The organism is Candidatus Binataceae bacterium (assembly GCA_035650475.1).
Lineage (GTDB): Bacteria > Desulfobacterota > Binatia > Binatales > Binataceae > JAKAVN01.
Genome location: DASRHP010000012.1, coordinates 945252 through 962591, shown reverse-complemented (window position 1 = coordinate 962591; position 17340 = coordinate 945252). Strand labels below are relative to the sequence as shown.

Below are 17340 nucleotides of genomic sequence, written 5' to 3'. Positions count from 1 at the left end.
AGCCTTACCACCTCAAGGTGGGCAGGGACGCCCGCTCCACCTGCCGGCGGTTGCCACTTCCAGCGAGTTCCTTCCGGGTTAGTGGGACGCAGGCCTCCGAACTCGCGCATCTTGGGCCGAGCCGGGACCCCGTCCGGCCGAGGGTTGGTTGCTTTTCCGTCTATACCCGCCCGATCAGTTCGCGCGACACCTCATCGATCGTCTCGTTGAACCGATCCATCGACGGGTTGAGAATGATCTGACCGAGCCCCGCGCTCTGCAGCGCGCGCAGTTTGTCCACCAGCTCTTCGCGGCTTCCTATGATCGTCGTGGCGCGAATGGTCTCCGCCGTCACGAAACGGCGCTCCTCGGGCACCACGTAGGTGCAGTGTCCGACGTGCAGTTTCAGATAGCGCTCCGCCGCCGGTTCCATCCGCTCCGTGTACTCGGCATAGGCGTCATACACCTTGCGCGCGTCGGGTGGGAGCGAGCGCGGCTTGGCGTATCCGGCGGCGATCGCGTGCAGGCAGGTGATCACCCACGGCCCCACCATCTCGACCACGCGCGGCGAATCCATCGCCTCGCCCGGACGCAGCACGCATACGTGGCTGAGCGAGACTATCGGCATCCCGCCCGGCTCGCGGCCCGCCGCGCGCGCGCCTTCCTGGGCATGGCGCCGCACCGCGCCCATCCGCTCGGGCGTCGCCACGCCGGTCGTGATGATGCCGTCGCCGAACTCGCCGGCGAGCGCGAGCGCACGCGGCGCATTGGCCGCAACGTAAAGTGGAATCCTGTCGTCGAGGTTGATGAAGCGGCGTTCGCGATGGAGGTAGCGGATTTTGCGCGCGTGCCCCTCGGCGTTGTAAACGGCCTCGCCCTCGCGCAGCAGCTCGCGAATGACACGCACCTCCTCGCGGAAATCGGCGAAGCTCACCGGCGGCAGGCCCATCACGCGCCGCCCCGTGTGTCCGGTGCCGAAGCCCAGGATCACGCGCCTGGGCGCAAGCTCGTTGATCGTCGCGATCGAATGAACGGTCACCGGCGGGATGCGGTTTTTGGCCACGGAGATGCCGGTGCCGAGCCTGATCCGGGTCGTGCTGGCCGCCGCCAGCGCCATGCACGCGTAGGTGTCGCCCCAGATCATGTGCGAGTCGGGAAACCAGGCGTGCGTAAAGCCGCGCTCCTCGGCGTAGCGAGTATCGATGATTGCGCGCTGCGGCTTGGTAAAGATGAGGGTGCCGAATTCCATGACCGAAGCTCCTTTGTTGCGCCGACGAGCGGCGCGCAGTTGAATTTAGTCCAAGCGGGACCGCGATCAACTGCGCGGTGGAGGCGCACTCGTGTGGGCGGGCCGCGCCCGCGGCTGCCGGCATGACGCACCACCCGCGGATCATCGGGCGATGTCCCCATACGCTGGCCTGATACCCTGCAGGGGTATTAGAATGGAGCTGGAAATGGACCACACACAGAAAGCCGACGGCCGGCGGAACGGCGGCGCCGAGCACGCGTTGCGCCGGCGCGCCGTTGCGGTCGATACGGGTGCCAAGGCGAAAAACCTCCGCCGCCTCAGGCGCATCGAGGGCCAGGTCCGCGGCGTGCAGCGGATGGTCGAGCAGGAGCGCTACTGTGCGGACATTTTGGTCCAGATCGCGGCGATCAACGAGGCGCTGCGGGCGGTGGCGCGCGAGCTGCTCCACAACCACCTGCGCCACTGCGCGGCGGACGCGATTCGCAGCGGCAGCTCCCGCCGCGCGGAGGACACGTATGCGGAACTCCTGGGCCTGTTCGCCAAATTTGCCCGTTAGACGCCCCTTGGGCGCTCGCCGCGGAGTTAAGCCATGACGGAAATCGAGGTCGGCCAGGCTGGGGCAACCGTCGAGCACGCGACCGATCCGGTCTGCGGGATGAAGGTGAAGGTTACGCCGAGCGCTCGCTCTGCCGAACACGACGGCCGGCGCTACTACTTCTGCGGGCAGAAGTGCCTCGAACGCTTCGTTGAGGACCCTGCAAAATATCTGAGCCGGCCTACCACTTCCGCGCCCATGCGGGCGCACGTCGCAGCGAAGGCGCCGCCCGCGGTCCAGGAGGCCGCCGAGTACACCTGCCCGATGCATCCGGAGGTCGTGCGCAACGCGCCTGGAGACTGTCCGCTGTGCGGGATGGCGCTCGAACCACGCACACCAGCGCTCGCCCCGGAGGGGAATGCCGAGCTGCGCGACATGACGCGCAGGTTCTGGATCGGCGCCGCGCTGACGGTGCCGGTGGTTTTGCTGGTGATGGTGCCGGAGAGCGTATGGTCGGCGCTGTTGTCGGCCCGCACCGCAGACCTTGCCGAGCTCATCCTCGCGACGCCGGTGGTGCTGTGGGCGGGATGGCCGTTTTTCGAGCGCGGCTACCGTTCGCTCCTCAGCCGCCATCTTAACATGTTCACCCTGATCTCGATCGGTGTCGGCGTCGCCTGGAGTTACAGCGTGGTCGCGCTGGCCGCGCCCGAGCTCTTTCCGGTTTCGGCGCGCGAGCCGAGCGGCGCGGTTCCGACCTACTTCGAGGCCGCCGCAGTGATCACGATCCTCGTTCTGCTCGGCCAGGTGCTCGAACTGCGCGCGCGCAGCCAGACCAGCAGCGCGATTCGAGCGCTGCTCGATCTCGCCCCGCGCACGGCGCGGCTTATCCTGCCCGATGGCTCCGAGCGCGACGTTCCGCTCGAGCATGTCAAGCCCGGTGATCGATTGCGCGTGCGGCCGGGTGAAAAGGTGCCGGTTGATGGCGTCGTCCTCGACGGCGCCAGCGCTGTCGATGAATCGATGATCACCGGCGAGTCGATGCCGGTCGAGAAGAGGGCCGGCGACAAGGTGATCGGCGCAACCGTAAACGGCGCCGGCGGCTTCACGATGGAGGCGCGCAAAGTGGGCGCCGACTCGCTGCTCGCGCAGATCGTGCACATGGTGAGCGAGGCCCAGCGCAGCCGGGCGCCAATCCAGCGGCTGGCGGATGTGGTCTCCGGATGGTTTGTGCCTGCGGTGGTCGCGATTGCCGCGCTGACGTTCGTGGTTTGGCTGTTTGTGGGGCCCGGGCTGGGCGAGGCGATCGTCAACGCGGTCTCGGTCCTGATAATCGCATGCCCGTGCGCGCTGGGGCTGGCGACCCCGATGGCGATCATGGTGGGCACCGGCCGCGGCGCCACCGCGGGCGTACTGATCAGGGACGCCGAGGCGCTCGAAGTCATGGAGAAGGTGGACACGTTGGTCGTCGACAAGACCGGCACCCTGACCGAGGGAAAGCCTCGGCTTGCTTCCGTAACGGCGGTGGGCGAGTGGGATGAGACCGCGCTGCTGCGGATGGCGGCTGCGGTCGAACGCGGCAGTGAGCACCCGCTGGCTTCGGCCATCGTGGCAGGCGCGGAGCAGCGCGGCATCGCCTTGGCCGACGCGCGTGAGTTCAAATCGATTTCGGGCAAGGGCGTAACTGGCGTCGTGGACGGTCACCAGGTAGCCCTCGGCAATGCGCGCCTGCTCGAAGATTTACAGATTCCTTCGGCGGAGCTGGCCGCGCGGGCCGAACGGATGCGAGTCGAGGGCGAAACCGCGATGCTGGTCGCGATCGACCGCAAGCCCGCCGGCGTTATCGGCGTCGCCGACCCCATAAAGCCATCCAGCGCCGAGGCCGTGCGCCTGCTTAAGCGCAGCGGCGTGCGGATCGTGATGCTGACCGGCGACAGCAGGACCACCGCCGAGGCGGTCGCGCGTCGGCTCGGGCTGGACGAGGTGCGGGCCGAAGTCCTGCCGCAGGACAAGGCGGGCGAGGTCAGACGGCTTCAGGCCGAAGGGCGAATTGTTGCGATGGCGGGCGACGGGATCAACGACGCGCCGGCGCTGGCGCAGGCGCAGGTCGGGATCGCGATGGGCACGGGAACCGATATCGCGATGCAGAGCGCCGGGATCACCCTGGTCAAAGGCGACCTGCGCGGGATCGCCAAGGCGCGCCTGCTCAGCCGCGCCACCATGCGCAACATCCGTCAGAACCTCTTCTTCGCCTTCGTCTACAACGCCCTCGGCGTGCCCATCGCGGCGGGTGTCCTCTATCCGTGGTTCGGAATCCTGCTGAGCCCGATTATCGCGAGCGCGGCGATGGCGCTCAGCTCGGTGTCGGTGGTCGCCAACGCGCTGCGGCTGCGCCGCGTCGCGATTTAGGCACGGTCGGGTGATAACAATGCCGAGGAGGAAAGCATGAAGAGAGCATCCGGGCTGTTCGCTGCCGCGCTGATCGTGCTTGCCGCTGCTGTGTCGGCGGGTCGGGTGGCCGCTCAGCCGGCAGCGGTCACGAGCGAAAACCTCAACCAGATGATTGCGAAGGCGAAGGCGCCGGCCGACCACGAGGCGATTGCCGCTTACTACGACGGCGAGGCGGCCGCGAACGAAAAAATGGTCAAGCTCCATCGCGCCTCGGAGAACATCTACACCAAGACCACCAACGTGCTGCACTGCAAGGCGCTCATCAGGTCGTACCAGCAGGCCGCCGAGCAGGACAGAGCGCTCGCCGCCTGGCATCGCGCGATGGCAAGGAAAGGCGCCGGGCAGTGACAACACCGGCGTGGTTTTGTCGCCGCGCTTCGTTAGTATCGAAGAATGCCGTCGCGTAGGCGAGCGATCCACAAACCGGGAGACGGCGTGATGCGCAAGGTGCGCAAGCCACTCGCCCCGCCTACCCGGGTCGAGGAGGATACGACCCGCTACCGCCGCGCGCGCGAGCGGGCGCGGTTGCGCCGTGAGCAGGAAGAGGCCGAGGATCGGCGCGAGCCGGACTGACGAGCGCAACCGTTCCAGGGCAAAATTGGGCTGAAACGAGATCATGGTGAGCTTCGAACTGAGCGAAGAGCAGCGGATGATGCGCGACAGCGTCGGCGCGTTCGCGCGCGAGGAGATCCGCCCGGCGGCGCGGGAGGCCGACGAGAGCGGCGCTATTTGCGCCGGGCTTATTGCCAAGGCCTGGCAACTGGGCCTGGTCCAAGGGCCGATTCCCGAAAAACTCGGCGGCAACGGCGATGCGCGCTCGGCGGTCAGCGGCGCGATTGTCGCCGAGGAGCTCGCGTGGGGCGATCTCGCGATAGCATTGCATGCGCTGTGCCCGCGGTTGCTCGCCTTCCCTGTGCTCGAATTCGGTTCCGACGATCAGCGCGAGCGCCATCTAAGGCGCCTCGCCGGCGCGGAGTTCGCCCCGGCGACTGCGGCGCTAATGGAGCCGCGATGGGACTTCGACGCCTCTGAGCTTGCGACCACGGCGCGGCGCGACGGCGCAGGTTTCGTGCTTTCGGGACGAAAATGCCTGGTGCCGCTGGCGGCATCCGCCGAGACGATTCTGGTGTGGGCGACCGAGGGGGATGGTGTCGGCGGCTACCTTGTTCCGCGCGGAGCGTCTGGGCTCAGGATCGGCGGGCGCGAAAAGAACATGGGACTAAAGGCGCTCGAAACCTTCGAGCTGGAGCTCGACGGCCTGCGGGTCGGTGCCGAAGCGCGTCTGGGCGGTGGCGGCGGAGTCGATTTCCGGCGCGTGCTCAGCCAGTCGCGCGTCGCGCTGGCCGCGATGGGGGTGGGCGTGGCGCGCGCGGCCTTCGAATACGCTCGCGATTATGCCCGCGAGCGCAAGGCCTTCGGCGTGCCGATCGCAACCAAGCAGGCGGTCGCTTTCATGCTCGCCGAGATGGCGATCGAGATCGACGCCTCCCGCCTGCTCGCGTGGGAGGCCGCATGGCATCTCGACCGCGGCGCTGACGCCTTCAAGGAAAGCTACCTCGCCCGCAACTACGTCGCTGCCGCCGCGCTCAAGGTTACCGACAATGCGGTCCAGGTGCTCGGCGGCCACGGCTATATCCGCGAGCATCCGGTCGAGCTGTGGCTGCGCGACGCGCGTGGCTTCTCGAGCTTCGAAGGACTGGCGACGGTCTGAGCTGCCAGCGAGGAAGAGGGCCCCGACGATGATCGACTTCGAATTCGAACCGCAGACCCAGAAGCGGATCCAGCTCTACCATACGGTGGCTGAGCAGATGATGCGGCCAATCTCGCGCGAGTACGACGAGCGCGAGCACGAAAAGCCCTGGGACTTCATCAATGCCATGTGGGCCGCGACCACCGCGCCCGGCGGCGATCCGATGGGCGGCGGCGACGGCGGCCAGGGCGGGCCGCGGATGCGCAACCTTTACACCGTCGCCACCACCGAAGAGCTGTGTTGGGGCGACGCCGGCCTGTTCCTATCGATTCCCAATGCGGGACTGGGCGGCGCGGCGGTGGGAGCCGCGGGGACGCCCGAGCAGAAGCAGCGCTTCCTTGCCCCGTTCCGCAGCGGCCCGCCCAAGTGGGGCGCGATGGCGATCACGGAGCCCGGATGCGGCTCGGATTCCGCAGCAATAACCACCACCGCCACCCGCGACGGCGACCATTGGGTGATCAATGGCACCAAGATCTTCTGCACCTCTGGATGGATGGCGGCGGAAAAGTCCGAAGGCTTCGTCGTGGTCTGGGCGACGGTGGACAAGAGCGCCGGGCGAGCAGGAATCAAGCCGTTCGTGATCGAGCACGGGACTCCCGGGATGTCGGTGGTACGACTCGAGAAGAAGCTCGGTATCCGGGTCAGCGATACCGCGGCAATCGTCTTCGACAATTGCCGGATCCCGGCTGACCATCTTCTGGGTAGCCCCGAGGTGAAGCGCGACCGCGGCGGGTTCAAGGACGTAATGGCGACGTTCGACGCGACCCGGCCGATCGTGGCGGCGATGGCGATCGGGGTGGGACGCGCCGCGCTCGACTTCGTACGCGACTTCCTCGGCGAACAGAAGGTGGAGATTCGCTACGGCCTCTCGCCGCGTCGGCTCAGCGCCATCGAGCGCGACTTCATGGAGATGGAAGTCCAGCTCAAAGCCGCCCGTCTGCTCACCTGGCGCGCGGCCTGGATGCTGGATGCGGGGATGCGCAACAACTTGGAGGCCTCGATGGCCAAGGCCAAGGCGGGGCTGGCGGTCACCCAGATCACGCAGAAGGCGGTAGAGATGCTGGGGCCACTGGGCTATTCGCGCCGCTACCTGGTCGAAAAGTGGATGCGCGACGCAAAGATCAATGACATCTTCGAGGGCACCCAGCAGATCAACCTGCTGATCGTCGCCCGCCGCATTCTCAACTACTCAAGCAAGGAGCTCAACTGAACGCGCGCGCGGCGCCGACGACCATTTGGGAATCGAAAAAAAAAGCGGCCGGCTCGTCGGAGCCGGCCGCCTTTGCCCTTGCCGCAAGGGCGGATAGGCACTTCAGTAGTACCACTTGCCCTTGTCCCAACTGAAGATCTCGCGCGTGGGGACTGTGGTCACCGAGGGCTTGGCGTGCAAGGCCTCCTCGATTGTCTTGCCGGTTAGCGTGTTGTCCAACTCCTTGTAGGTCAGTTCGCCAATTGGTACGCCGTTGTGCGCCTGCTTGCAGGTGCAGCTTTCGATCGGGCCATAGCCGACATAGGTGCCGGTCTCCATCCCGTTTTGAAGCTTCCAAGTGATGTGGGCGAGGTTGTCTGCCTCGCGCTCGGCGAGCTTGCGATGCCAGTCCTCGCAGAAGCCGGCGAACGAGGCCTTGGCGATCTCGAACTGCTTGAGCGCGCGCATCATCAGAGGACTGAGCTTCTCGGCGGTCGCCGCCATACTCTGGCCGTCCACGCCCTTAAGCACCGCCTTGGCAGCGGAAGCGTTGGGGGCGGGTTGAGATCCAGAGGGAAGGGCGGGCGAAGTTGCGCCGGTCATCGCGACAGTCGATGAAGAGCGGGCCGTTGCGGCGGCGGGCACCATGATCGAGGCGCCTGGGACTGTCGGCTTCGTGGATGCTGCCGAGGTTGGCGCCGCAGCTGGGGCCGAGGGGGGGTGAGGTAGCAGCGACTGCGCTGTTGCGGCGAGTGGAAGCAGGAACAGGTCGAGTGCGATCATGCCGACGGCTGTCGAAAAGGCCCTCGTGCATCCCCGCCAAACATAGCCCATAGACGCCCCCCGAAACTCCGGTTGCACGACAATTATTGCGCGCCGCGAAGCTCTGTAAAGAGGTACAGCCTCAAGCCCGCGTAAGCGAAGAATCGCGCTGTAAACCGAAGGCGGAGCCACGCCGCCTGGGCATGTCAATCCGGTGCGCCAGGGACGTTGGAGGGAAGCGGACGCACACGCCGGTCAGCCGCGGTACGGCGGCGGCCGCAGCCCAAATTGGGCTGCGGCCGCCGTCCATGGTTAGCTGGCTGCGTCTACTGGATTGGCACCAGCTCGACTCGCCGGTTTTGGGCGCGCCCTTCGGGCGTCGAGTTGGTCGCCACGAAGTGCGTCTTGCCGTAGCCGTGCGGAATCAGCCGGCTCTCAGCGACGCCGTGGTCGGCCAGGTACTTGACGACCGCGTCCGCGCGCCGCTCGGACAGCTTCTGATTATAGCGCACCGTGCCGATCGCATCGCAGTAGCCGTTTACGTTGACGTTCACGTTCGGATGCGCCTTGAGGATGTCGGCGGCCTCGTCCAGCACCGCGGCGTCCTGCGGACGGATGTTGGACTTGTCAAAGTCGAAATGCACGCCACGCAGGATCAACTTCTCCGGCGCTGGTGGAGGCGGCGGCGGAGGCGGAGGAGGCGGCGGCGGGGGAGGGGGTGGCGGAGGCGGCGGCGCGGGCGCCATCAGGTACCCGATGATTCCGCCGATGATTGCGCCACCGACGATCCCGGCCGGGATCGCGGGCCAGTTATCGCTGTTATCGGCGGCGTAAACTCCGCCACCGATACCGCCGCCGATAAGGGCGGCGCCGGCCACGGCCCCATAGATCGTGTAGTCCTTTTGCTCCTGCGTCATCCCGCAGCCCGCCAAGCCAACGGAGGCTGCTAGGCACAGGGCCACAATCCCCTTTCCTCGACTTCTCCCTGCCATAACCCTTCCTTTCCGTGGTCCGGGCGCTGAAGGACGTCGGCGCGGCCCGAATAAACCCGTTCAGCGCGCCACTGAACCAAGTCGAAGCCGCCCCGGAACTGATGCTGGCCTCAGCGAGCTGTGAGCGAAGGCGCCGGCTTCGGCGCTGCACCCAGCGATACGCCGCTAAAAATATAGGGAGCGCTTCGGGTGTATTGCAACAATTTGGAGCAACTTAATTCTAACAATCGTTGTGTTTTCACTTGCGTCGAATTTGTTATTAGCGAGTCGCTAGCGAAAACATTGGCGCATTTTGGGCGTGATTTCGTTCAAATCGACGGGCCCGGTGAATCTGTGCAGCCTCTTGAAAATGCCAAGTCAGCATAGAGAAAGGCCGGACCGGCTCATCGCCGGCCCGGCCTTCAGCCGAGACCTTGAGCTTTGGCCCTTCTCTCTCAGCACTTCAACGTGCCGGCGGGAAAAGCTGCCCTTCAATCCATGTCGTGTCCGTGATGCCCGTGGTGCGCATGGCCGCCGTGATGGCCGTGGTGCCAAGCGTAGTTCGCCGCGCCCGGCGCATCGTCGTCACCGTCGTCGCGGTGCTTGCCGTGATGCTTGTACCAGCCGAGGTGTTTGCCGTGGTCGTGATGCTCATGCTCCTCGAACTCCTCATGCTCCTCGCGTTCCTCAGCCTGTTCGAGGGCGCGCTGACGCCTCCATTGGTCGCGCCAGTCGCGATCGCTCCAATCGTCGGCGTCGCGCCACTGGCTACGCTCTTGCCATCGATGATAGCGCTGCCACTGATTGAAGCTCCACCCACGAGCGGCCATCTGGCGCTGCACGGCCGGATGCTTTTGCAGGAAACGCCTGAAATTGGGGTGCCGCGCGAGGAAGGTAGGGTCAGTCGATAGCGCGGGATTCACTGCCAAGGCTTGGTCCACCTGCGGATGGGAATGGAGAAAATTAGCGAGCGCGTAGGCGTTGCCGTCCGGACGATAGGATGGCGCTTTGGCGAGCATCGCCTGGTAGGCGCTCGGGTTCTGCTGGAGGTACGACCAAAGGGTCGGATGCTGGGTCATGAAGCCCGGGCTGCGGTAGAGGCTCGGGTTACCAGTCAACGCGTTTTGTAGCTCTGGATGCTGTGCGAGAAAGCCGTAGTAGTTCTGAAGGGCGTTTGACTGCGCCATCGCCGGTGCTGCGGCCAAGGTCAGCACTGCAGCCATCAGCAGTTCTTTCAGCATTCTCCTCATAATAGGTTTTTGCCTCCTCCCCGGTCGCCGCTGGGCCCCGGGAATCATTCCTGACGAAGCGACAACGACTCTGTCGTCAAAAGCATGGCCGATGCCACTCAATTTGGCCGTCGCGGTGCTCGTTTTTGCCTGATCAAACGGGCAAAAGATGGACGGACCAGACTTGGGCAATACGCAAAGGTGCAACGCGCCACCGTAATTGGTGCAACGACGATACCTTCAACTGGGCATTCGCCGATTTTTCGCCGAACGCGTCAACAGCGCAACTACCTTCGAGGTGGGCTTTTCCATCCAGGCGTCAGACTTGATCGGCTGTTCGGCGCGCTCACAACGCGGGTCCACCCTGAGGCTGCGACTGCCGCAGACCGTCGGGTGCGAGCACGCGGGTGTTGAGTTCGCCGTCGAGCTCGGCCCGCGCCCGCGGCAGAACATGGGGGTAGTTGCGCTGGATGAAGTCGATAAGTTTCTCGCGCACCTCGCACCTGAGGTCCCACGCCAGCGACGAGTCGGCGGCGCTCGCCAGGGCGCGGATCTGGATCGTGCGCTCGGTAGCGTCCGTCACTTGCAGCACGCACACCTTGCGGTCCCATCGCGGACTTGCCTCGAGTATCCGCGTGAATTCCTGGCGCAGCGGCTCGATTGGCGTGCGGTAATCGAGGTTGAGGTAAACGTAGGCGAGCAGGTCGGCGCTCTGCCGGGTCCAGTTTTGGAAGGGCGTCTTGATGAAATAGGAGATGGGCAGGAGCAGCCGGCGCAGGTCCCAGGTGCGCATCACGACGTAGGTCGTGGTGATTTCCTCGATCCATCCCCACTCGTTGTCGGCAATCACGACGTCTTCGAGCCGGATCGGTTCAGTCAGGGCGATCTGAAGCCCGGCGACCAGGTTCTCGATCGTCGGCCGCGCGGCCAGCGAGCCGGCTAGGCCGAGGATCCCGGCGGAGGCCAGGACGCTGGTGCCGATCGTCCGCGCCCAGTCGAAAGTGGTCAGCGCGACTCCCGCCGCGATAATCGTCACCACCAGGGTCAACACCCGTTTGAAGACCACGAACTGCGTGCGTATCCGCCGCGCCTTGAGATTGTCTTTCACATCGACACGAAACCGCTCGACCAGGAGGTCTTCGACAACCGAGCCCAGCCTGATCGTCAGCCACGCGACGGCGTAGATCAGCAGTAGGCCGATTACGTGGCGGACCGGATTGTCCACGGCCGGAGGTATCGCGAGCGAAGGCAGCACGAGGTCCAGCGCGAGCAGCGGGAGCATCAGTCGTAGCGGACCGGCGCAGTGCCGGGCGAGAGAGTCGTCCAGCGTGCTTTGCGTACGCGCCGCCAGCCGGCGCATCAGCGAGAGCGCCGCCGCGCTCAGCGCGAACCCGGCGGCCAGCGCGGCGACGAAGACGCCGGCGTTGATCGCGATTCCAATCCAATCGACCGTCGTAAGCGCGCTCATCGGGTCACCTCGCGAGATCGCGGATCGGGCGGCGTGCCGCCCGGCCGCCGGCGCGTTCAAGATCAGCGGGACGGAATAATCGGGCTGACGGTTAAATTCTGGATCGTTCGGTTTGCCGTACGCAATCTCGCGGAGCCCCGCGTTTTGCCGACCGCATCGGGATGCAGCATGGCGCGCTGTGCGCAAAGGCGCGCGGCGCTGTTCGCCGCCCGCTCGACGCACCTGCTAAAATAACGGCCGTGCTCTCTCTGGCGCGCGGCAAGGAAGGCGTCTTCCGCCTGGTTTCCAACTATCGCCCGCAGGGCGACCAACCGGCGGCGATCGAAGCGCTCAGCCGCAACATCCACGACGGGGTGCGCCACCAGGTGCTACTCGGCGTCACCGGCTCGGGCAAGACGTTCACGATGGCCAACGTAATCGCCAACGTGAACAGGCCCACGCTGGTGATCGCGCCCAACAAGACGCTGGCCGCCCAGCTCTACAATGAGTTCAAGAGCCTGTTTCCGGAGAACGCGGTCCGTTACTTCGTCTCCTACTACGATTACTACCAGCCCGAGGCCTACGTTCCCTCGACCGACACCTACGTCGAGAAGGACGCCAGCATCAACGACGAGATCGACAAGCTGCGCCACTCGGCGACCAAGGCGCTGCTCGAGCGCAACGATGTCCTGATCGTCGCCTCGGTCTCCTGCATCTACGGCCTGGGCGAGCCCGAGGTGTACTTCGAGATGCTGGTCTTCGTCGAGGAGGGCCAGGAGATCGAGCGCGACCGGGTGCTGCGCAAGCTGGTGGACATCCAGTACCAGCGCAACGACTACGACTTCCATCGCGGCACCTTCCGCGTGCGCGGCGACATCGTCGAGGTCTTCCCAGCCTACGAAGAGAGCCGCGCGGTGCGAATCGAGTTCTTCGGCGACCAGGTCGAGGCGCTCTACGAGGTCGATCCACTGCGCGGCAAGGTGATCCGCAAGCTTCAGAGCGTGGCGATCTATCCGGCCTCGCACTACGTCACCACCGAGGACCGGATGGAACAGGCGGTGCACAACATCCGCGCCGAGCTCAAAGAGCGGCTGGAATTCTTCCGCCGCGAAAACCGCCTGCTCGAGGCGCAGCGGCTCGAGCAACGCACGCTGTACGACCTCGAGCTGTTGGCCGAGATGGGCTTCTGTCCAGGAATCGAGAACTACTCGCGCCATCTGACCGGCCGCGCGCCGGGCCAGCCGCCGCCGACGCTGCTCGACTACTTTCCTCGCGACTACCTGCTGTTCGTTGACGAGAGCCACGTCACCATCCCGCAGCTCGGCGGGATGTACCGCGGCGACCGCTCGCGCAAGGAGACGCTGGTCGAGTACGGCTTCCGCCTGCCCTCGGCGCTCGACAACCGACCACTGAATTTCGAGGAATGGGAGTCGCTGGTGCGCCAGTCTGTGTACGTCTCGGCCACGCCCGGTGACTACGAGCTCAAGGTCTCGGGCGGACTGGTCGTCGAACAGCTCATCCGGCCCACCGGGCTTATCGATCCCGAGATCGAGGTGCGCAAGGCGGGCACCCAGGTCGACGACCTGCTCGGCGAAATCCGCAAGCGGGTCGAGGCCGGCGAGCGCGTGCTGGTCACCTGCCTGACCAAGAAGATGGCCGAAGACCTCACCGATTACTACCACGACCTCGGCGTGCGGGTGCGCTACCTGCACTCAGACATCGAAACCATCGAGCGCGTCGAGATCATCCGCAGCCTGCGCAAGGGCGAGTTCGACGTGCTGGTCGGCATCAACCTGCTGCGCGAGGGGCTGGATATCCCCGAGGTCTCGCTGGTCGCGATCCTCGACGCCGACAAGGAAGGCTACCTGCGTTCGGCCCGCTCGCTCATCCAGACCATCGGGCGCGCCGCGCGCAATGCCCGCGGCCGGGTATTGATGTACGCCGACGCAATTACCCCCTCGATGCGGGTCGCGATCGACGAAACCAACCGTCGGCGTTCCAAGCAGATCGCCTACAACGAGGAGCACGGGATCACGCCGCAGTCGATCGTCAAGGCAATCGACGCCTCGCTGGTCGAGATGTACTCGCCGGAGTGGGCAGTGGTACCGGAAGTCGAGGAAGCGCCGGCCGAGCGCGAAGTGATTGCGGCCCACGAGCTGCCCGACCGGATCAGCGAGCTGAGGCGCGAGATGATGGAGGCGGCGGAGGCGCTGGAGTATGAGCGCGCGGCCGAGCTGCGCGACCGGATAAAGCGGCTCGAGCGGCAGGTCTTCGGCATGGACCAGCCCAGGAGCGAGGCGGCCAAACCCGCGCCGCCGCCGGGCTCGGCCCATCAGCATGCCAGCGACGCGATGCGCGCGCGGCTGGAGCGCCACAAGATCAAGGACGTGAGCGAGAAGCCGCTGCCGCAGCGCGGTCGGAGCAGGGGCCGCGGCGCGCGCGGCGGCCGTGCCGCGGCGTCCAGCGCGCGCCAGGGCCGCCTGACGCTTATCCCCGACCCGCCGAAATAGGCTTCTGAGAGAAGCGAAGCATTTCCGCCAAGCCAGCTTCTGACACCTAGCGCTTGACCTCGAAGGACGGGCCCGCGTAGATGCTGGCCGGCGCGTACATCCCGCCGCCGAAGTCGGGGTCAGCGAAGACGTTGCGCCCCGCCGTCAGCCCGCCGTCAACCACCATCGCGGCGCCCGTTATCCACTCCGACTCGTCGCTGGCTAGGAAGAGCGCCATGTTGGCGATATCCTCGCCATGGCCGGCGCGTTGGAGCGGATGGAGCCGCGCCAGCAGCTTTTCCATCATTTCGCGGTCCTGCGAGACGAAGTTGAAAATCGGCGTGTTGATTCCGCCTGGGCAGATGCAGTTGACGCGGATCTTGTCCTTGGCGGCTTCGAGCGCGACCGAGCGCGTGAGATTGATGACGCCGGCCTTGGCCGCGCTGTAAGAATGCGGACCGTGGCCGCCGGCGAGCCCGGCCACCGAAGCTGTCGATATGATGGAACCGCCGCCGATCCTGCGCATCTCGGGAATCGAATGCTTCATCCCGAGGAACACCCCGCGCAACAGGACGGCCTGCGTGCGATCCCAATCTTCGACCGTGGTGTGCTCGATACTTCCGAGCGCGCCGCCCAGGCCGGCGTTGTTGAAAGTGATGTCGAGGCGGCCGAACTCCCTGACCGCCCGCTCGACCATCGCCTTGACCGCGGCTTCGGAAGTTACGTCGGTCTTCTGAAACACGGCGCGGCCGCCGTTTTCCTTGCACTCGCGCACCGCGGCGGCGCCGCCTTCTTCGTTGAGGTCGGCGATCACGACCGCCGCGCCTTCGCCCGCGAAGCGCGCCGCCGTCGTGCGGCCCATCCCGCTGGCCGCGCCGGTGATCACCGCGACTTTGCCGTCCAATCTGCCCATGATGAAACCCCTCGTTTGGCCGCCGCTGCGCGCCGGCCCAAAGCCGGTCAGGCCGAAGCGGTGATGATGGTATAATCCACGATTGATGTCCAAAGAGCGAATCGGAGACCGGCGCGCGGCGGCGGCGATGGTGCGTGCGGCGGAGGGGATGCATCAGCGCGCCCGTGGCGGCGACGCTGCGGAGCAGGCCGCAGCGTCGCCGTCGCGAGCGGTCGATGCTGCTGACTCCGTTGCGGGCGGCGATGGCGGCGCCGGCGCGCAGGCCAGCCTGGTGCTGCCCGCCGAGCGCCGGCGCTTCGACTCGCTGGTCAGCTACCCACCGCCGGACGGGGGCGGCGCCGAGACGCCGGTGGCGGCCGACGCCGACGCCGCGCTCGAGCGCAAGCTCGACGCCATTCCCGTAGAGCCGGGCGTCTATCTGCTGCGCGAGCGGCCGAGCCCGAGCGGCGCGCCGGGCAAGGTGCTCTACGTCGGCAAAGCCAAGTCGCTGCGCGCGCGTGTGCGCGCCTACTTCCGCGAGAGCGGCGACACCCGCTTCCAGGTGCGGTTTCTGATGCGCCGCGTGCGCGACTTCGACGTGCTGGTCGCGCGCAGCGAAAAGGAAGCGCTCATACTCGAAAACAATCTGATCAAGCAGTATCGCCCGCGCTACAACATCCGGCTCAAGGACGACAAGTCGTATCTCAGCGCCAAGATCACCAATCATCCCTGGCCGCGGATCATGGTCACCCGCAGGATCGTGCGCGACGGCGGCAAATACTTCGGCCCCTTCGGTTCGGCCGACGGCCTGCGCGAGACCATCGACGTCATCCGCAAGGTCTTCCCGCTCCGGACCTGTTCGGACGCGGTGTTCAAAAACCGCGCCCGCCCGTGCCTGGAGTACCAGATCAAGCGATGCCTGGGGCCGTGCTGTCTGCCCGTTGACCGCGCCGAGTACGAAGGCCATCTGCGGGCCGCCCAGATGCTGCTCGAAGGGCGCAACCTGGAGCTGCTCAAGGAGATGCGCGAGCGGATGCGCACGCACGCGCAACGGTTGGAGTTCGAGGACGCCGCGCGCGTGCGCGACCAGGTGCGGGCGATCGAAAAGACGGTCGAGCGCCAGACCGTGCTCCATCACTGGGGCATCGACCAGGACGTCTTCGGGCTCTACCGCGAGGGCGGCTTTATTGAGGCGATCGTCCTGATGGTCCGCGGCGGCAAGCTCACCAGCACGCAGGGATGGAGTTTCCAGGACCTCGAGTTCGCCGACGAGGATGTGCTCGCCGACCTGCTCACCCAATTCTACTCCGGCGCCCGCAACATCCCGGACGAAGTGATCGTGCCGGTCGCGCTGGAGGACGCCGAGGCGCGCGCCGAACTGCTCAGCGAACGGCGCGGCAAGAAGGTCGAGTTCCTCGTTCCCCAGCGCGGCGAAAAGCTGCGGCTTTTGGAGATGGCGATGGACAACGCGCGGCAGAGCTTCGCCGCGCGCCGCGACAACGAGAACACGCGCGAGCGAATGCTCGAAGAGCTGCGCGCGCGGCTCCATCTGCGTAACACGCCCAAGCGCATCGAGTGCTTCGACATCTCCAACTTGCAGGGCTCGATGGTGGTCGGGGCGCAGGCGACCTTCGACGAGGGTGAGCCGCGCAAGGAACTGTACCGCCGCTACCGGATCCGCACGGTCGAGGGGCAGGACGATTTCGCCAGCATGTACGAGGTGCTGAGCCGCCGGCTCAAACGCGCCGTCGCCGAAGGCGAATACCCCGACCTGTGGGTGATCGACGGCGGCAAAGGGCAACTGAATGTAGCGCTTGAGGTATTGCGCGAATTCAAACTGCTCGACCAGATCGACGTGGTCGGACTCGCCAAGCAGCACGTGCTCAACGCGCCGCGCGCGCGCTCGGTGGTCAAGTCCGAGGAGCGCGTCTTCCTGCCCAACCGCAAAGACCCGATCGTTTTGCCGAAGAACTCGACCGCGCTCTTCCTTCTGGTCCGCATCCGCGACGAGGCTCATCGCTTCGCCATCACCTACAACCGCGAGCTGCGCAGGCGCGCGCGCCTGCGCTCGGTGCTGGACGACATCGAAGGAGTCGGCCCGGTGCGCCGGCGCGCCCTGTTGACGCATTTCGGCAGCTTGCGGCGGATTCGCCAGGCCAGCGTCGAGGAGCTGGCGGTGGTCAAGGGGATGAATCGCGAGCTGGCCGCCGAAGTCAGGCGTTACCTCGACACGATGCACGCGCTGCTCGACAATGAGGAGCGCGCCGAGGCGGCCGAGGAGGCCGCGGCCAACGTGCAGGCATCCGCCGACGACGCGCAGCTCGACCTCGCGCTCGCGCACGACGAGTCCACCGACGCCGGCCCAAGCGACGCAGCTCCTGACCCCGACTGACGCGCCGC

At 66.1% G+C, this 17340-nt stretch carries 14 protein-coding genes; 8 read left to right on the top strand and 6 right to left on the bottom strand.

Features of this window, described 5'->3' with window-relative positions:
- Nucleotides 1-160 precede the first annotated feature (160 nt).
- Nucleotides 161-1228, bottom strand: coding sequence for an LLM class flavin-dependent oxidoreductase (locus tag VFB33_16025; protein HZO83203.1), 1068 nt, complete (start codon nucleotides 1226-1228; stop codon nucleotides 161-163).
- 193 nt (nucleotides 1229-1421) lie between these two features.
- Here VFB33_16025 and VFB33_16020 point away from each other — a divergent pair, with 193 nt between their 5' ends.
- Genes VFB33_16020 through VFB33_15995 form a run of 6 tightly spaced genes read left to right on the top strand, consistent with a single transcriptional unit; the run spans nucleotide 1422 to nucleotide 7171 of the window.
- Complete coding sequence (locus VFB33_16020; protein HZO83202.1) at nucleotides 1422-1784, top strand: metal-sensitive transcriptional regulator; 363 nt, start codon at nucleotides 1422-1424, stop codon at nucleotides 1782-1784.
- 33 nt (nucleotides 1785-1817) lie between these two features.
- Nucleotides 1818-4169, top strand: a complete 2352-nt coding sequence (locus VFB33_16015; GenBank protein ID HZO83201.1) for a heavy metal translocating P-type ATPase — start codon at nucleotides 1818-1820, stop codon at nucleotides 4167-4169.
- A gap of 36 nt (nucleotides 4170-4205) precedes the next feature.
- On the top strand, nucleotides 4206-4559 hold the full coding sequence (locus VFB33_16010; GenBank protein ID HZO83200.1) for a hypothetical protein: 354 nt from the start codon (nucleotides 4206-4208) through the stop codon (nucleotides 4557-4559).
- A gap of 45 nt (nucleotides 4560-4604) precedes the next feature.
- Nucleotides 4605-4784 carry a hypothetical protein gene (locus tag VFB33_16005; protein ID HZO83199.1) on the top strand — a complete coding sequence of 60 codons (180 nt, stop codon included), beginning with the start codon at nucleotides 4605-4607 and terminating at the stop codon, nucleotides 4782-4784.
- A gap of 43 nt (nucleotides 4785-4827) precedes the next feature.
- Nucleotides 4828-5922: an acyl-CoA dehydrogenase family protein gene (locus VFB33_16000; GenBank protein HZO83198.1), complete on the top strand. Its 1095-nt coding sequence runs from the start codon at nucleotides 4828-4830 to the stop codon at nucleotides 5920-5922.
- Between the two features lie 28 nt (nucleotides 5923-5950).
- Entirely contained in the window at nucleotides 5951-7171 is a 1221-nt protein-coding gene (locus VFB33_15995; GenBank protein HZO83197.1) for an acyl-CoA dehydrogenase family protein, read from the top strand.
- A gap of 102 nt (nucleotides 7172-7273) precedes the next feature.
- On the opposite strand, the gene VFB33_15990 is transcribed toward VFB33_15995, so the two are convergent.
- From VFB33_15990 to VFB33_15975, 4 genes are all read right to left on the bottom strand, one after another.
- Nucleotides 7274-7669 (bottom strand): hypothetical protein, encoded by a 396-nt coding sequence (locus VFB33_15990; protein HZO83196.1) that lies wholly within the window; start codon nucleotides 7667-7669, stop codon nucleotides 7274-7276.
- 569 nt (nucleotides 7670-8238) lie between these two features.
- Complete coding sequence (locus tag VFB33_15985; protein HZO83195.1) at nucleotides 8239-8829, bottom strand: OmpA family protein; 591 nt, start codon at nucleotides 8827-8829, stop codon at nucleotides 8239-8241.
- Between the two features lie 545 nt (nucleotides 8830-9374).
- The gene (locus tag VFB33_15980; protein HZO83194.1) at nucleotides 9375-10124 is read right to left on the bottom strand and encodes a hypothetical protein; all 750 of its coding nucleotides are present in this window, start codon (nucleotides 10122-10124) and stop codon (nucleotides 9375-9377) included.
- A gap of 334 nt (nucleotides 10125-10458) precedes the next feature.
- Nucleotides 10459-11580 carry a mechanosensitive ion channel family protein gene (locus VFB33_15975; protein ID HZO83193.1) on the bottom strand — a complete coding sequence of 374 codons (1122 nt, stop codon included), beginning with the start codon at nucleotides 11578-11580 and terminating at the stop codon, nucleotides 10459-10461.
- A gap of 239 nt (nucleotides 11581-11819) precedes the next feature.
- Here VFB33_15975 and uvrB point away from each other — a divergent pair, with 239 nt between their 5' ends.
- The gene (gene uvrB / locus VFB33_15970) at nucleotides 11820-14069 is read left to right on the top strand and encodes an excinuclease ABC subunit UvrB (protein HZO83192.1); all 2250 of its coding nucleotides are present in this window, start codon (nucleotides 11820-11822) and stop codon (nucleotides 14067-14069) included.
- A 46-nt stretch (nucleotides 14070-14115) separates the two neighbouring features.
- Here uvrB and VFB33_15965 read toward each other — a convergent pair whose 3' ends face one another.
- Complete coding sequence (locus VFB33_15965) at nucleotides 14116-14961, bottom strand: glucose 1-dehydrogenase (protein HZO83191.1); 846 nt, start codon at nucleotides 14959-14961, stop codon at nucleotides 14116-14118.
- Between the two features lie 85 nt (nucleotides 14962-15046).
- On the opposite strand from VFB33_15965, the gene uvrC reads away from it, so the two are divergent.
- Nucleotides 15047-17332: an excinuclease ABC subunit UvrC gene (gene uvrC / locus VFB33_15960; GenBank protein ID HZO83190.1), complete on the top strand. Its 2286-nt coding sequence runs from the start codon at nucleotides 15047-15049 to the stop codon at nucleotides 17330-17332.
- Nucleotides 17333-17340 lie beyond the last annotated feature (8 nt).

What these genes read in the sequence shown, in the direction of transcription:
- VFB33_16025 (HZO83203.1), bottom strand. Translation starts at nt 1,228, where the DNA reads ATGGAATTCGGCACCCTCATCTTTACCAAGCCGCAGCGCGCAATCATC.
- VFB33_16020 (HZO83202.1), top strand. Translation starts at nt 1,422, where the DNA reads ATGGAGCTGGAAATGGACCACACACAGAAAGCCGACGGCCGGCGGAAC.
- VFB33_16015 (HZO83201.1), top strand. Translation starts at nt 1,818, where the DNA reads ATGACGGAAATCGAGGTCGGCCAGGCTGGGGCAACCGTCGAGCACGCG.
- VFB33_16010 (HZO83200.1), top strand. Translation starts at nt 4,206, where the DNA reads ATGAAGAGAGCATCCGGGCTGTTCGCTGCCGCGCTGATCGTGCTTGCC.
- VFB33_16005 (HZO83199.1), top strand. Translation starts at nt 4,605, where the DNA reads ATGCCGTCGCGTAGGCGAGCGATCCACAAACCGGGAGACGGCGTGATG.
- VFB33_16000 (HZO83198.1), top strand. Translation starts at nt 4,828, where the DNA reads ATGGTGAGCTTCGAACTGAGCGAAGAGCAGCGGATGATGCGCGACAGC.
- VFB33_15995 (HZO83197.1), top strand. Translation starts at nt 5,951, where the DNA reads ATGATCGACTTCGAATTCGAACCGCAGACCCAGAAGCGGATCCAGCTC.
- VFB33_15985 (HZO83195.1), bottom strand. Translation starts at nt 8,829, where the DNA reads ATGACGCAGGAGCAAAAGGACTACACGATCTATGGGGCCGTGGCCGGC.
- VFB33_15980 (HZO83194.1), bottom strand. Translation starts at nt 10,124, where the DNA reads ATGCTGAAAGAACTGCTGATGGCTGCAGTGCTGACCTTGGCCGCAGCA.
- VFB33_15975 (HZO83193.1), bottom strand. Translation starts at nt 11,580, where the DNA reads ATGAGCGCGCTTACGACGGTCGATTGGATTGGAATCGCGATCAACGCC.
- VFB33_15965 (HZO83191.1), bottom strand. Translation starts at nt 14,961, where the DNA reads ATGGGCAGATTGGACGGCAAAGTCGCGGTGATCACCGGCGCGGCCAGC.
- uvrC (HZO83190.1), top strand. Translation starts at nt 15,047, where the DNA reads ATGTCCAAAGAGCGAATCGGAGACCGGCGCGCGGCGGCGGCGATGGTG.